Below are 13668 nucleotides of genomic sequence, written 5' to 3'. Positions count from 1 at the left end.
GGGAGCTCTATGTGTCTGTCTCGCCGGTTCCGTACGCCCAAATGCGGACGGCCTGGCGAAAGTCTCGGTCAGTGCGCTGCCCGACCCAGGTGGCTCCCGAGTACCAGGGCGGCGCTACGACATCCGTCCCTACGCGGGACCTTCCTGCGCCGGCGTCTTCGCGGTGGCTGTGGCGGCCCCGTCATTCTCAGACGGGGGCGTGGCTGCCTCGCGGTCGGGCGCGAGCGGGTCGGTCACCGTGCCGGTCTCGTCGTCAAGAAGCCCCTGCGCCAGCCTGGTCACCGCTGCGGGGACCGGCGGCGCCAGGTCGGCCACAGCTCGGAGACCGGACAGGACGTCGTCGGGTCGCACGGCAGGTGTCAAGTGCCGAACAACCAGCCGCAGTATCGCACAGGGCTGGTCGGTCGGCCTATCAGCGTCGTGACTGAGCGCCTCGCCGGGAGCGAGCGTCTCAAGACTCACGACGGCCGCGCGGGCGTCGAAGGTCCGCATGCCGTTCTTCGCGCGGCGCTGGACCTCGACCACCTCCGCGGCCCGGAAGGCCTCGGCGGCGCGCTCCGCGTCCGCGGGCTCCACGCCGTTCAGGCGCAGCTCCCAGATGGACGCGGTGAGCCGGTCGGCGAGCCCTGACGTGCGGGCCTCGACGGCGTCCACGATGTCGAGGCCGGTGGGCATCGACTCGTTGAGGAGCACGCGCAGCTTGTCGGGGTCACGCGCCTCGGTGAGCGCGATCTCCAGGTACTCGGCCTCGCTGCCGGTGCCGGTGGGTGCGGCATTGGCGTACGACACCTTCGGGTGCGGGGTGAAGCCCGCCGAGTACGCCATGGGTACCTCGGCGCGGCGCAGCGCCCGCTCGAAGGCGCGCTGGAAGTCACGGTGGCTGGTGAACCGGAGGCGGCCGCGCTTGGTGTAGCGCAGTCGGATGCGCTGCACCGCGGGAGCGGGCGGCGGGCCTTCGGGCTGTCGCTTGCCCAGTGTTCTAGTCCTTCGTGAGTGCGGTCGTACTGCTACCTAGAGTACGTGTCCCCGCCGTGTCAGGTTCCCGCCGGGCCACCGGCACCGGCGCGGGCTCCCTCGGGGCCGCCGCCACGGGGACCCGCTCCTTCGGCGCGCCGAACAGCATGCGCCGTACGTCGGCACGGGCGTCCCGCACGCTCTGGCGGGCGGCGGCCAGGGCCTGCCGGGTGGCGCGGCCCGCGTCCTTGACCGCCCGGGCGGCCGGGCGCCAGATCCCGTCACGTACCGCGTGCCCCACGGGAGTGAGGACCGCGCGGTACACCCAGCGCACCGGGTCGACGAAGAGCCACCGCAGGAGCTTGCCCAGGAAGCGGCCCACGGCGAGCGAGACATATCCGGCGATGCGCCAGGCGTGTCCGAGCGCGGCACCGATCTCGTGCGCGACGACCGCGATACCCCGCCCGATGGGAGCGAGGACCCAGCGCCACAGGGCGACGGCGGGCACGACGAAGATCCAGCGCCCCAGGGTGGCGAGCACCGTCCCGATCCCCCGCAGCAGCCACATCGTCCCGGAGCCGATCCCCCGTGCCGTCCAGGCGATGCCCGCCCCGATTCCCTTGGCCAGCCAGGCGATCGCGTGCCCGACCGGCGTCAGGACGGACGCGTACAGCCATACGGCGGGGATCACGACGAGCGTCCGCCCCAGCCAGACGGCGCCGTGCCCGATGGCCCTGCACAGCCAGGCGATGCCGTGGCCGAGCGGCGTGAGCGCGGACGCGTACAGCCAGCCGGCGGGGATGACGATCAGCACGCGACCCAGCCACGCGAGGCCCTTGCCGACCGGCACGGCCACATAGCGCCACAACCCCACCCACGGCCACACGAACACCGCCTTGAGCAGCCACATCGCGGCGAAGGTGGTGCCCTGCGCGAGCCAGGCGATGCCGTGGCCGAGGGGCGTGAGGACGGACGCGTACAGCCAGGTGGCGGGGATGACGATCAGCACGCGACCCAGCCACGCGAGACCCTTGCCGACCGGCACGGCCACATAGCGCCACAACCCCACCCACGGCCACACGAACACCGCCTTGAGCAGCCACACCAGTGGCGTCATGATCAGTGTCCGACCCACCCAGGCGAACGCACGACCCATGGGCCGCAGGGCCCTGAAGTACAGAAAGCGGCCGCACACGGCGAGCGCGTCCCACACCAGGCGCACCGGCACGACGAGCACGAGCACCACGATCCGCACCGGAATGCGGATCGCCACGGCGAGACAGCCGTCGGCCTGCGGTTGAGGTGCGGTGAGCCGCTGCTCGGGCTCGGGCGCGCGCTCGTCGAGCGGGGGCCGCTTTTCCAGGTCCATGCCGTCCTAGACGCGTCAGTGGCGGGTGCTGGTTCGTCAGGCGGCGGTCTGGATCCAGTAACGCAGCTTTCCGCCGCGTTCGTCCTCGAAGACGCCGCCCGCACCCTCGATCACCTTGCGCGAACCGGTGTTGTCGGTGTCACAGGTGACCAGCACCGATTCCAGTCCCAGTGCACGGGCATAGGGCAGGGAACCGATCAGCATCGCCGTGGCGTGGCCGCGGCGGCGGGCGGTGGGCCGTACGTCGTAGCCGATGTGGCCGCCGTACTCGCGCAGGAAGCGCGTGTTGACGTTGTGCCGGATGGCGAGACGGCCGAAGTAGTCGGCTCCGTCCGCGTACCAGAGGGTCGTCACCGGTACGGAGAGCGGCTCGGCCGGGTGGGTGGCGGTGCGGACCTCGGTCACGTAACGCTCGAAGACCACCGGGTCGTGCCACTTCTCGCCGTAGTCCCGCAGCGTGCGGCCGAGCGTCGTGTCGTCGTCACGGCCGCCGCGGCCCTCGGCGCGGAACTCCTCCATCGCGGCGATGAAGGAGAGATGCACGAGGCCGGAAGGCGGGGCGAGTCGGGGACCACCCGCCCCGTCCACCGGCGCTCGCCGCGTCACTTACTTCACTACCGACAGCGGGAGGAGCTTCTTGCCGGTCGGGCCGATCTGGATCTCGGTCTGCATCTGCGGGCAGACGCCGCAGTCGAAGCACGGGGTCCAGCGGCAGTCCTCGACCTCGGTCTCGTCGAGCGAGTCCTGCCAGTCGTCCCAGAGCCAGTCCTTGTCGAGACCGGAGTCCAGGTGGTCCCAGGGCAGGACCTCCTCGTACGTGCGCTCACGCGTCGTGTACCAGTCGACGTCCACGCCGAAGGCGGGCAGCGTCTTCTCGGCGCAGGCCATCCAGCGGTCGTAGCTGAAGTGCTCGCGCCAGCCGTCGAAGCGGCCGCCGTCCTCGTAGACGGCGCGGATGACGGAGCCGATGCGGCGGTCACCGCGCGAGAGCAGGCCCTCGACGATGCCGGGCTTGCCGTCGTGGTAGCGGAAGCCGATCGAGCGGCCGTACTTCTTGTCGCCGCGGATCTTGTCGCGCAGCTTCGTGAGGCGGGCGTCCGTCTCCTCGGCCGAGAGCTGCGGGGCCCACTGGAAGGGCGTGTGCGGCTTGGGCACGAAGCCGCCGATGGAGACAGTGCAGCGGATGTCGTTGCCCGCGACCTCGCGGCCCTTGGCGATGACGTTCGCCGCCATGTCCGCGATCTGCAGGACGTCCTCGTCGGTCTCGGTGGGCAGGCCGAGCATGAAGTACAGCTTCACCTGGCGCCAGCCGTTGCCGTACGCGGTCGCGACGGTGCGGATCAGGTCCTCTTCGGAGACCATCTTGTTGATGACCTTGCGCATCCGCTCGCTGCCGCCCTCGGGGGCGAAGGTGAGGCCCGAACGGCGGCCGTTCCTCGTCAGCTCGTTCGCGAGGTCGATGTTGAAGGCGTCGACGCGGGTCGAGGGCAGGGAGAGGCCGATCTTGTCTTCCTCGTACCGGTCCGCGAGGCCCTTGGCGACGTCCGCGATCTCGGTGTGGTCCGCGGAGGACAGCGAGAGCAGGCCGACCTCCTCGAAGCCGGTCGCCTTGAGGCCCTTCTCCACCATGTCGCCGATGCCGGTGATGCTTCGCTCCCGCACGGGGCGCGTGATCATGCCGGCCTGGCAGAAGCGGCAGCCGCGGGTGCAGCCGCGGAAGATCTCCACGGACATGCGCTCGTGGACGGTCTCCGCGAGCGGCACGAGGGGCTGCTTGGGGTAGGGCCACTCGTCCAGGTCCATGACGGTGTGCTTGGACACGCGCCACGGGACACCGGACTTGTTCGGTACGACGCGGCCGATCCGGCCGTCCGGGAGGTACTCGACGTCGTAGAACCCGGGGACGTAGACCGAGCCGGTCCGCGCGAGCCGGAAGAGGACTTCCTCGCGGCCGCCGGGGCGGCCCTCGGCCTTCCACTCGCGGATGATCGCGGTCATGTCGAGCACGGCCTGCTCGCCGTCGCCGATGACCGCGCAGTCGATGAACTCCGCGATCGGCTCGGGGTTGAAGGCCGCGTGGCCTCCGGCGAGGACGATCGGGTGGTCGACCGTGCGGTCCTTGGACTCCAGCGGGATGCCCGCGAGGTCCAGGGCCGTGAGCATGTTCGTGTACCCGAGCTCCGTGGAGAAGCTGAGGCCGAACACGTCGAAGGCGCTGACGGGGCGGTGGCTGTCCACGGTGAACTGCGGGACCTCGTGCTCCCGCATCAGCTCCTCGAGGTCCGGCCAGACGCTGTACGTGCGCTCGGCGAGGACGCCCTCGCGCTCGTTCAGTACCTCATAGAGGATCATGACGCCCTGGTTGGGCAGCCCGACCTCGTACGCGTCGGGGTACATGAGCGCCCAGCGGACGTCACACGCATCCCAGTCCTTGACGGTGGAGTTGAGCTCTCCGCCGACGTACTGGATGGGCTTCTGGACGTGCGGGAGAAGCGCTTCCAGGCGTGGGAAGACGGACTCGACAGGCATCACAGCGTCTTTCGGCAGGGTTCTCATGATCTGGCAGGGGTGACCATCAAGCGTACCCCGGCGGTCAGCTGCTCAATGCCGCCCTCAGTTTGGGCCGGGACGCCCGGTGCCACACCCCCGGCAGTTCGTTCTCGCGCTCGGCGGCCGTGGCCTCCTCCTGGCCGTACACGAGTCCCCAGGTGAAGGCGGTCTCGCCCGCCGCATGGGCCTGGACCGCCAGGTTCCGCAGCGCCTCACGGGCCACGACGCTGTCCTGGTGATCGCCGAGGACCTTCTGGACGGCCTTCATCCGCTTCGCGAACCGCTTGGCGGGCTTGCCGAGCGCGGGCCTGGCCGCCTCGCCCGCGTACCGGGCACGCTTGGCCGCCTTGCGGGCGCCGTGCAGCGCCACATCCCGCTCCTCCCCCGGCTCCAGCGCGAGGGCGTGCTCGATGCGGGCCTCAAGGCGGGCGTAGTCCTTCCGTACGGCCTTGGGGAGGGCCTTGTCCGGGGACGCGGTGGCGGCCTTGCGCAGCGGGGGGTCGGCGAGCAGTGCGTCGACGGAGTTCAGGAGCTGCACATAGCGCTTTCCTTCGAGCGCGGCGACGGTCCGGCTCCGGGCGTCACCGGCGCGGGCGACACCCCAGATCTGCAGGCGGGCCCGTACCGGACCCAGGAGCAGGGTCCCCGGCACGGCGTCCACGCGGTGCGTGAGCCGCTCGGCGAGGACCTCCTGGTCGCGGTCGACCCCGAGCTCGCCCGCGAGCCACTTCAGCTCGTCCCCGATCGGGTCGGTGACGGCACGGTCGAGGAGTTTCCGGTACGAGCGGAACGCGCTGCGCATCCGGCGCGTGGCGACCCGCATCTGGTGCACGGAGTCCGGCACGTCGCGGCGGACGTCGGGGTCGAGGGCGACGAGGGCGTCGCGCTGGGTGCGGACGTAGGCGAGGACATGGTCGGCAGCGGTGACGGGGTCAGGTCGCACGGCGGAGTCCTTCAGCTGGATGACGATGTACTGCTCATCCGCCTTCCCCTTCTCGGCCTTGGCAGGCTTCAGCGTGCCCTCCGCGAGCCGCTGCCGGGTCTCGCTCAGCGCCGTGTCCGCCTGCGCCCTGGCCAGTTTCGACGCGGAGGACGACCGCTGGACGCCCAGCTTCTTCAGCTTCTTCTCGATCCGGTCGAGCAGCGCGGGGTCCGCGCCGTCCGCCAACTCCACCTCGATCTCGGCCCACTCGGAGGTGCCGCCGCCCTCCGTGAGCCGCTCTGCCCTGACCCGGTCGATGCTCAGCTCGGCGAGGAGCGCGCCCTTGCCGTCGAGGAGGTGGCGCAGGTCCCGCGCGGTCAACAGGCGCATGACGGGCACGAGTCCGGCATCGCGCACCCGGGACCGCACGAGCCCGGACAGCTCGGGCGGCACCGTGTCCGAGAGCGGGGCCCGGATCTCGTCCCGCACGCCCTGCGCGAGGGACACCGGCAGCTTCAGGTGCCAGCCCTCGTCTGCGCCGCCCGTGCGGCGGCGCAGCGTGATCGAGTCGGAGAGCAGGAGTTGGTCGGTCGTGTCGTGATAGACGGCGTCCAGTTCGACGACGCCCTTGTCGACGACGTCGGCCACCCCGGCGACCCCGGTCAGGTCAGGCAGCGCCGCGTCCGCCTCGACGTCGTACTTACGCTCGATCTCGCGCTGTGTCTCCGCCATGACCCGAATCTAGACGCGATCCCAGGCCAAGGGCAGACCTGCAACCGGCCTACGCCGACATCGGCCGCTGCACCTTGATCGACTGCAGCAGGCCGACGGCGACCCAGACGGCGAACATCGATGAACCTCCGTACGAGACGAAGGGCAGTGGCAGACCGGCCACCGGCATGATGCCGAGCGTCATGCCGATGTTCTCGAAGGCCTGGAAGGCGAACCAGGCGATGATCCCGGCGGCGACGATCGTGCCGTACAGCTCGGTCGTCTCGCGTGCGATGCGGCAGGCGCGCCAGAGCAGCACGCCGAGCAGGACGAGGATGAGGCCCGCGCCCGCGAAGCCGAGCTCCTCGCCCGCGACGGTGAACACGAAGTCCGTCTGCTGCTCGGGCACGAACTGGCCCGTGGTCTGCGACCCCTTGAAGAGGCCGGTGCCCGAGAGCCCGCCGGAGCCGATGGCGATGCGTGCCTGATTGGTGTTGTAGCCGACGCCCGCCGGGTCGAGGGCGGGGTTGGCGAAGGCCGCGAAGCGGGCGATCTGGTAGTCGTCCAGGATGCCGAGCTGCCAGACGGCGACCGCGCCCGCCGCGCCCGTGCCGAGGAGTCCGAAGACCCAGCGGTTGGAGGCGCCCGAGGCGAGCAGCACGCCGAGGACGATCATCGCCATCACCATGACCGACCCGAGGTCGGGCATGAGGAGCACGATCATTATCGGTACGGCGGCCAGGCCGAGGGCCTGCAGGACCGTGCGGTGGTCGGGGTGGTCGCGGTCGCCCGCGTCCACCCGTGCCGCGAGCAGCATCGCCATGCCCAGGATGATCGTGATCTTCACGAACTCGGAGGGCTGCAGCGAGAAGCCGCCGCCGATCACGATCCAGGCGTGCGCGCCGTTGATCGTCGCGCCGAGCGGGGTGAGGACGAGCAGGACGAGGAAGACGGAGATGCCGTAGAGGATCGGCACGGCCGTGCGCAGCGTCCGGTGGCCGAGCCACACCGTGCCCGCCATCAGCGCGATGCCGATGCCGGTGTTCAGGACGTGCTTGAACAGGAAGGAGTACGGGTCGTCGCCGACGAGCTCGGTGCGGTTGCGGGTCGCCGAGTAGACGAGCGCGGAGCCGATCGCGGAGAGCGCGAGCGCGCAGAGCAGTATCGGCCAGTCCATCCGGCGCACCAGCGAGTCGCGGGCGAACAGACGGGCCGACATGGACGAGCGCTCGGGCCCGTAGCCGGAGACGGAGAAGCCATGGTTGCCGGCCACTAGTCGCGCCTCCCGTTCGCGGGCGCGCCCGCCAGTTCCTGCTGTTCCTGCGGCGGCTTGGGGGCCTCCGGCTTGTACGGCTTGATCTTCGGCGAGTCGATCGAACCGTCGGTCTCGATCTTCGGCAGGTTCTTCTGCGGCTGGGGCAGCAGGGCCTTCTTCAGGTTCTGCTTGCCGCTGTCGTCCAGGCCGTAGATGCCGTCGTAGATCTTGCGGACCGCGGGGCCGGACGCTCCGGAACCCGTACCGCCCTGGGAGATCGTCATCACGATCGAGTAGTCCTTGGTGTACGTCGCGAACCACGAGGTGGTCTGCTTGCCGTAGACCTCGGCCGTACCCGTCTTGGCGTGCATCGGGATCTTGTCCTGCGGCCAGCCGCCGAACCGCCAGGCGGCCGTTCCCTTGGTGGCGACGTCGGCGAGGGCACCGTCTATGTCGTCGCGCGTCTTCTGGTTCATGGGCAGCTTGCCGTGCGACTTCGGCTTGATCTCCTGGACCTGCTTGCCGTCGGCGCTGATGATCGCCTTTCCGACGGTGGGGTCGTGCAGGGTGCCGCCGTTGGCGATGGCGGAGTAGATCGTGGCCATCTGTATCGGGGTGACGAGGGTGTCGCCCTGTCCGATGGAGTAGTTGACGGAGTCACCGGCGCGCATCTTCATGCCTTCGAGGCAGTTCTCGTACGCGATCTGCTCCGCGTAGTCGCCGCCCTTCTTGCCCTGCTTGCACCAGCCGTCCTTGTTGGACTTCCAGTAGTCCTTCTTCCACTGGCGGTCCGGGACGCGGCCGGTGACCTCGTTCGGCAGGTCGATGCCGGTCTCCTTGCCGAGGCCGAACTGGTGGGCCGTCTTGTAGAACCAGTCCTTGGCGTCCTTCTTCGGCTTGTTGCCGCCGTCCTTGGCCCACTGGTCGTGCGAGAGCTTGTAGAAGACGGTGTCGCAGGAGACCTCCAGGGCCTGGCCGAGCGTGATGCTGCCGTGGCCCTTGGACTCGAAGTTCTTGAAGGTCTGGCCGCCGATGGAGTACGAGCTGGGGCAGGGGTAGCGCCCGTTGAAGTCGTAGCCCGCGTTGACCGCCGCCGCCGTCGGGATGACCTTGAAGATCGAGCCGGGGGCCGCCTGGCCCTGGATGGCGCGGTTCAGGAGCGGGTAGTTGGACTTCTTGCCGGTGAGCTGCGCGTAGTCCTTGCCGGAGATGCCGCCGACCCAGGCGTTCGGGTCGTAGGTCGGATTGGACGCCATGGAGACGATGCGTCCGGTCTTGTTCTCCATGACGACGACGGCGCCCGCGTCGGCCTTGTAGTTCTCGCCGGTGTTCTTGTCGAACTCCTGGCGGGCCTTCTTCATCGCGTCGTTCAGCCAGTACTCGGACAGGGCCTGCACGCGCGCGTCGATGCTGGTGACGACGTTCGCGCCGGGCTGGGCCGGGTCGTCCTTGGCCTTGCCGATGACGCGGCCGAGGTTGTCGACCTCGTAGCGGGTGACGCCGGCCTTGCCGCGCAGCTGCGCGTCGTAGGTCCGCTCCAGGCCGGAGCGGCCGACCTGGTCGGAGCGCAGGAACGGCGAGTCGGTGTGCTCCGCCTTGGTGATCTCTTCGTCGGTGACGGGCGAGAGGTAGCCGAGCACCTGGGCGGTGTTGGACTTGCCGGGTGCGGCATAGCGGCGGACGGCGGTCGGCTCGGCGGTGATGCCGGGGAAGTCCTCGGCGCGCTCGCGGATCTGGAGGGCCTGCTTGGGCGAGGCCTCGTCCGTGATCGGGATCGGCTGGTAGGGCGAGCCGTTCCAGCAGGGCTGCGGGGTCTTGGAGTCGCAGAGCCTGACCTTGTCGGAGACGTCCTTGGCGCTCATGCCGAGGACGTCGGCGAGCTTGGCGAGGGCCGCCTTGCCGTCGTCCTTCATCTTCATCAGGTCCGTGCGGGACGCGGAGACGACCAAACGGGTCTCGTTGTCGGCGATCGGCACGCCGCGCGCGTCCAGGATCGAGCCGCGTACGGCGGGCTGGACGACCTGCTGGACGTGGTTGCCCGAGGCTTCCTCGGCGTACTCCTCACCGTTGCGGATCTGGAGATACCAGAGGCGGCCGCCGAGGGTGAGGAGGAGGGAGAGCACGAGGATCTGGATGACGATGAGACGGATCTGGACCCTTGGGGTCCGCCCGGTCTCGGGGATATTGGTCACTGCTGTTCCTCCCCCTCTCAGTGTGTGTACGAGTGGTACGTGTACACGACCGGCCTGTGTGTGCCGCCGGTCGTGTACGGGGCCAGCCGCGCTGCGGTCACAGGCGCTTGACCCCCTTGATGCGTCCGGCGCGCGCGACGCGGGCCTTGGCCGCCTTCATCCGCATGCCGCCGCGCTGGTTGCCGATGCGCAGACCGGTGCCGGAGGAGAGCCAGCCGGACGCGACGTCCGTGGCCTTGTTGGCCGGTGAGGTCTCCCCCAGCGGGTCGTTCTCGGCTCTGCGGGCCAGCGCGATGATCAGCGGCACCGTGAACGGCGCGAGCAGCAGGTCGTACAGGGCGGCCGTGAAGAGGAGCCCGCCCAGGCCCACATGGCGGGCGGCGGTGTCCCCGACGAGGGCGCCCACGCCCGCGTACAGCAGGGTCGACCCGATGGCGGCGCCGACGACCACGACGAGCGGTCCGGTGGCCGACCTGAGCCGTCCGGTCTCCGGCTTGGCCAGGCCCGCGAGGTAGCCGACGACGCACAGGACCAGGGCGTACCGCCCGGCCGCGTGGTCGGCCGGCGGGGCCAGGTCGGCGAGGAGCCCGGCGCCGAAGCCGACGAGGGCGCCGCCCACATGGCCGTAGACCAGGGCGAGGCCGAGCACCGTGAGGAGCACCAGGTCCGGGACCGCGCCCGGCAGTTGCAGCCGGGCCAGGACGCTGACCTGGATGACCAGGGCGACGACGACCAGGGTGGTGGAGAGCAGGATTCGGTTGAAGCGCATAAGTCCGGGGGCTCCTACTGCTCGTTGCCGTTGTCGGCGCCGTCGGCCTGGGCCTGTCCTGACGGGGTGGCCGTCACGGTCACCGTCGGGGTCGGCTTCGGCTTGGCGGGCTTCTTCGGCAGAACCGTGTCGCGCGGGTCCTCGCGGGGCGCCTCGACGACGACTCCGACGATGTCCAGCTTGGTGAAGCCGACGTACGGCTTGATGTAGATGTTGCGCGTCAGGTCACCGCCCGACGGGTCGACGCGGACGACCTCGCCGACCGGCACACCCGGCACGAACGGCTTGTCGGCCTGCGAGCCGAAGGTGACCAGGCGGTCGCCCTTCTTGACCTTGGCCTTGCCGTTGAGCATCTGCACCGAGAGCGGGCGGTCGCCCTGTCCGGTGGCGAAGCCGAGCTCGTCGGTCTTCTCCATGCGGGTGCCGACGGTGAAGTCGGGGTCGTTGGCGAGCAGGACCGTCGCGGTGCTCGGGCCGACCGTGGTGACGCGGCCGACCAGGCCGTCGCCGTTCAGGACGGTCATGTCGCGCTTGAGTCCGTCGTTGGCGCCCGCGTCGATGGTGACGGTCCAGGAGAAGCCCTGGGCCGCTCCTATGCCGATGACTTCGGCGCCCTTGATGCCGTACTGGCCGGCACCGGCGTTCTTCAGCATGCTGTCCAGCTGTCTGACCCGGCTGCGATTGCGGTCGTCGCTGCCGAGCTTCGCCTTCAACGTCGCGTTCTGACGCTCGAGTTCGGCGATCCGGTCATGCCGGTCGCCCGAGTCCCGGACCGCGCCGATGGCGTTGCCGATCGGGTCGACGGCGGACGACACGCCGTCCTCGACCGGGCCGAAGACCGTGGCGGCGGCCTGGCGGGCACCGTCGACCGGCGAGTCCTCGCCACCACGGATGTCCACCGTGATCAAAGCGAACGCGATGGCGATCAGCAGCACCAGGAGCAGCCGGCTCTCTCGTGTGTCCCTCACGTGCGGCGGCCGTGCCTTCCTCAGTTGGAAATCCTTGGAATTCTGAGCATTCACTTATGTCCGGGCAACTGCGCGTGCCCTTTAAAGCCCTCTATATCAACGATCCGCCGCACGAGGTGACAGGCACTCGTACGGCGGACACCCTTTCAGCGGGTTCGCGCCACCCTCAACGGCGCGGTGATGCGTCGAGGACCTGCTGGAGCGCCTCGAACTCCTCGACGCACTTGCCGGAGCCGAGCGCCACGCTGTCCAGCGGGTCCTCGGCGATGTGGATCGGCATGCCCGTCTCGCGGCGGAGACGCTCGTCGAGGCCGCGCAGCAGGGCGCCGCCTCCGGTGAGAACGATGCCGCGGTCCATCACGTCACCGGAAAGTTCCGGCGGGCACTTGTCGAGGGTCGTCTTGACCGCGTCCACGATCGCGTTGACCGGCTCCTCGATGGCCTTGCGGACCTCGGCGGCGGAGATGACGACGGTCTTGGGCAGTCCGGAGACCAGGTCCCTGCCGCGGATCTCGGTGTGCTCGTCGGCGTCCATGTCGTACGCCGAACCGATGGTGATCTTGATCTGCTCGGCCGTCCGCTCACCGAGGAGGAGGGAGTACTCCTTCTTGATGTGCTGGATGATCGCGTTGTCCAGCTCGTCGCCCGCGACACGGATCGACTGTGCCGTGACGATTCCGCCGAGCGAGATGACGGCGACCTCGGTGGTGCCGCCGCCGATGTCGACCACCATGTTGCCCGTGGCCTCGTGGACCGGCAGGCCGGAACCGATGGCCGCGGCCATGGGCTCCTCGATGATGTGCACCTGGCGCGCGCCGGCCTGCGAGGAGGCCTCGATGACGGCGCGGCGCTCGACTCCGGTGATGCCGGAGGGCACACAGACGACGACACGCGGGCGGGCGAGGTACCGCCGCTTGTGGATCTTCAGGATGAAGTAGCGGAGCATCCGCTCGGTGATCTCGAAGTCGGCGATGACGCCGTCCTTCAGCGGTCGCACGGCAACGATGTTGCCCGGCGTGCGACCGATCATCTTCTTGGCTTCGGCGCCGACAGCGAGGATGCCACCAGTGTTGGTGTTGATCGCGACGACGGACGGTTCGTTGAGAACGATCCCGCGACCCCTGACGTACACCAGCGTGTTGGCGGTCCCGAGGTCGACAGCCATGTCACGGCCGATGAACGACATGTTGTTCCCCATGAGGATGCGTCTGGCCTTCCCTGGAGCTTCTGATGGCTTTTTAGGTAGGCGAGGTGGGTGCTGTGTGGCGTGGAGGCTTCCATCGTAGTCTCGCCTGCACGAACACGGCGCTAGGGTCTTCGCCATTGTCAGCAGATGATGCGCCGCCTCGCCCTTGGAGACGTGCCATCGGAGGCACGGGTTCCCCCAATTGGGGCGCATATGCCAAGGGGCGGCCGGTTTTCTCGGCCACCCCTGGTCAGGGCGGTGCCCTGCTGACTAGGCGTCAGAAGTCTTTACGGAACTCTTTCCGCGCGTCTCTGCATACGGACGTCAGACGGCGCTCGGGAAGAAGATCTTCAGCTCGCGCTCGGCGGACTCCTCGGAGTCCGAGGCGTGGATCAGGTTCTCCCGGACGATGGTGCCGAAGTCGCCCCGGATGGAGCCGGGCGCCGCGGCGATCGGGTCGGTCGGACCCGCGAGGGCGCGCACGCCCTCGATGACACGCTCACCCTCGACGACGAGCGCGACGACCGGACCCGAGGACATGAAGTCGACCAGCGGCTCGTAGAAGGGCTTGCCCTTGTGCTCGCCGTAGTGCTGCTCCAGCGTCTCCTGGTCGAGCGAGCGCAGTTCGAGCGCGGAGATCGTCCAGCCCGCCTTGCGCTCGATGCGGCCGATGATCTCGCCGATCAGGCCACGACGGACGGTGTCGGGCTTGAGCAGGACGAGAGTGCGCTGGGTCATGTGCGGCTCCAAGCATTTTTTCTACGAGCGTGTGGGTTGACCGGCACGATACCG

General features: G+C 69.4%; 11 protein-coding genes. All 11 read right to left on the bottom strand.

Features of this window, described 5'->3' with window-relative positions; all coding sequences use genetic code 11:
- Nucleotides 1–129 precede the first annotated feature (129 nt).
- Nucleotides 130–933 (bottom strand): TIGR03936 family radical SAM-associated protein, encoded by an 804-nt coding sequence (locus tag OG302_RS27400; RefSeq protein ID WP_371529193.1) that lies wholly within the window; start codon nucleotides 931–933, stop codon nucleotides 130–132.
- 46 nt (nucleotides 934–979) lie between these two features.
- Nucleotides 980–2323, bottom strand: coding sequence for a hypothetical protein (locus OG302_RS27395; RefSeq protein ID WP_371529192.1), 1344 nt, complete (start codon nucleotides 2321–2323; stop codon nucleotides 980–982).
- Between the two features lie 36 nt (nucleotides 2324–2359).
- Nucleotides 2360–2929, bottom strand: a complete 570-nt coding sequence (locus OG302_RS27390) for a GNAT family N-acetyltransferase (RefSeq protein WP_371529191.1) — start codon at nucleotides 2927–2929, stop codon at nucleotides 2360–2362.
- Entirely contained in the window at nucleotides 2930–4852 is a 1923-nt protein-coding gene (locus OG302_RS27385; protein WP_361828246.1) for a TIGR03960 family B12-binding radical SAM protein, read from the bottom strand.
- Between the two features lie 64 nt (nucleotides 4853–4916).
- On the bottom strand, nucleotides 4917–6527 hold the full coding sequence (locus tag OG302_RS27380) for a CHAD domain-containing protein (protein WP_371529190.1): 1611 nt from the start codon (nucleotides 6525–6527) through the stop codon (nucleotides 4917–4919).
- 49 nt (nucleotides 6528–6576) lie between these two features.
- Entirely contained in the window at nucleotides 6577–7725 is a 1149-nt protein-coding gene (gene rodA / locus OG302_RS27375; protein WP_371750248.1) for a rod shape-determining protein RodA, read from the bottom strand.
- A 53-nt stretch (nucleotides 7726–7778) separates the two neighbouring features.
- Nucleotides 7779–9953, bottom strand: a complete 2175-nt coding sequence (gene mrdA, locus OG302_RS27370) for a penicillin-binding protein 2 (RefSeq protein ID WP_371529189.1) — start codon at nucleotides 9951–9953, stop codon at nucleotides 7779–7781.
- A gap of 97 nt (nucleotides 9954–10050) precedes the next feature.
- Nucleotides 10051–10722, bottom strand: coding sequence for a rod shape-determining protein MreD (gene mreD / locus OG302_RS27365; protein ID WP_361828257.1), 672 nt, complete (start codon nucleotides 10720–10722; stop codon nucleotides 10051–10053).
- A gap of 14 nt (nucleotides 10723–10736) precedes the next feature.
- The gene (gene mreC / locus OG302_RS27360; RefSeq protein WP_371529188.1) at nucleotides 10737–11690 is read right to left on the bottom strand and encodes a rod shape-determining protein MreC; all 954 of its coding nucleotides are present in this window, start codon (nucleotides 11688–11690) and stop codon (nucleotides 10737–10739) included.
- A 166-nt stretch (nucleotides 11691–11856) separates the two neighbouring features.
- Nucleotides 11857–12876: a rod shape-determining protein gene (locus tag OG302_RS27355; RefSeq protein WP_160505014.1), complete on the bottom strand. Its 1020-nt coding sequence runs from the start codon at nucleotides 12874–12876 to the stop codon at nucleotides 11857–11859.
- 324 nt (nucleotides 12877–13200) lie between these two features.
- Nucleotides 13201–13614, bottom strand: a complete 414-nt coding sequence (ndk, locus tag OG302_RS27350) for a nucleoside-diphosphate kinase (RefSeq protein WP_361828263.1) — start codon at nucleotides 13612–13614, stop codon at nucleotides 13201–13203.
- Between the last annotated feature and the right edge of the window lie 54 nt (nucleotides 13615–13668).

Source organism: Streptomyces sp. NBC_01283, from assembly GCF_041435335.1.
Taxonomy (GTDB): Bacteria; Actinomycetota; Actinomycetes; order Streptomycetales; family Streptomycetaceae; genus Streptomyces.
This window is presented reverse-complemented; position numbering and strand designations above follow the sequence as displayed.

Bases quoted from the DNA above. Each gene is read 5' to 3' on its own strand.
- OG302_RS27395 (WP_371529192.1), bottom strand. From the start codon at position 2,323: ATGGACCTGGAAAAGCGGCCCCCGCTCGACGAGCGCGCGCCCGAGCCC.
- OG302_RS27385 (WP_361828246.1), bottom strand. From the start codon at position 4,852: ATGCCTGTCGAGTCCGTCTTCCCACGCCTGGAAGCGCTTCTCCCGCAC.
- OG302_RS27380 (WP_371529190.1), bottom strand. From the start codon at position 6,527: ATGGCGGAGACACAGCGCGAGATCGAGCGTAAGTACGACGTCGAGGCG.
- rodA (WP_371750248.1), bottom strand. From the start codon at position 7,725: ATGTCGGCCCGTCTGTTCGCCCGCGACTCGCTGGTGCGCCGGATGGAC.
- mreD (WP_361828257.1), bottom strand. From the start codon at position 10,722: ATGCGCTTCAACCGAATCCTGCTCTCCACCACCCTGGTCGTCGTCGCC.
- OG302_RS27355 (WP_160505014.1), bottom strand. From the start codon at position 12,876: ATGTCGTTCATCGGCCGTGACATGGCTGTCGACCTCGGGACCGCCAAC.
- ndk (WP_361828263.1), bottom strand. From the start codon at position 13,614: ATGACCCAGCGCACTCTCGTCCTGCTCAAGCCCGACACCGTCCGTCGT.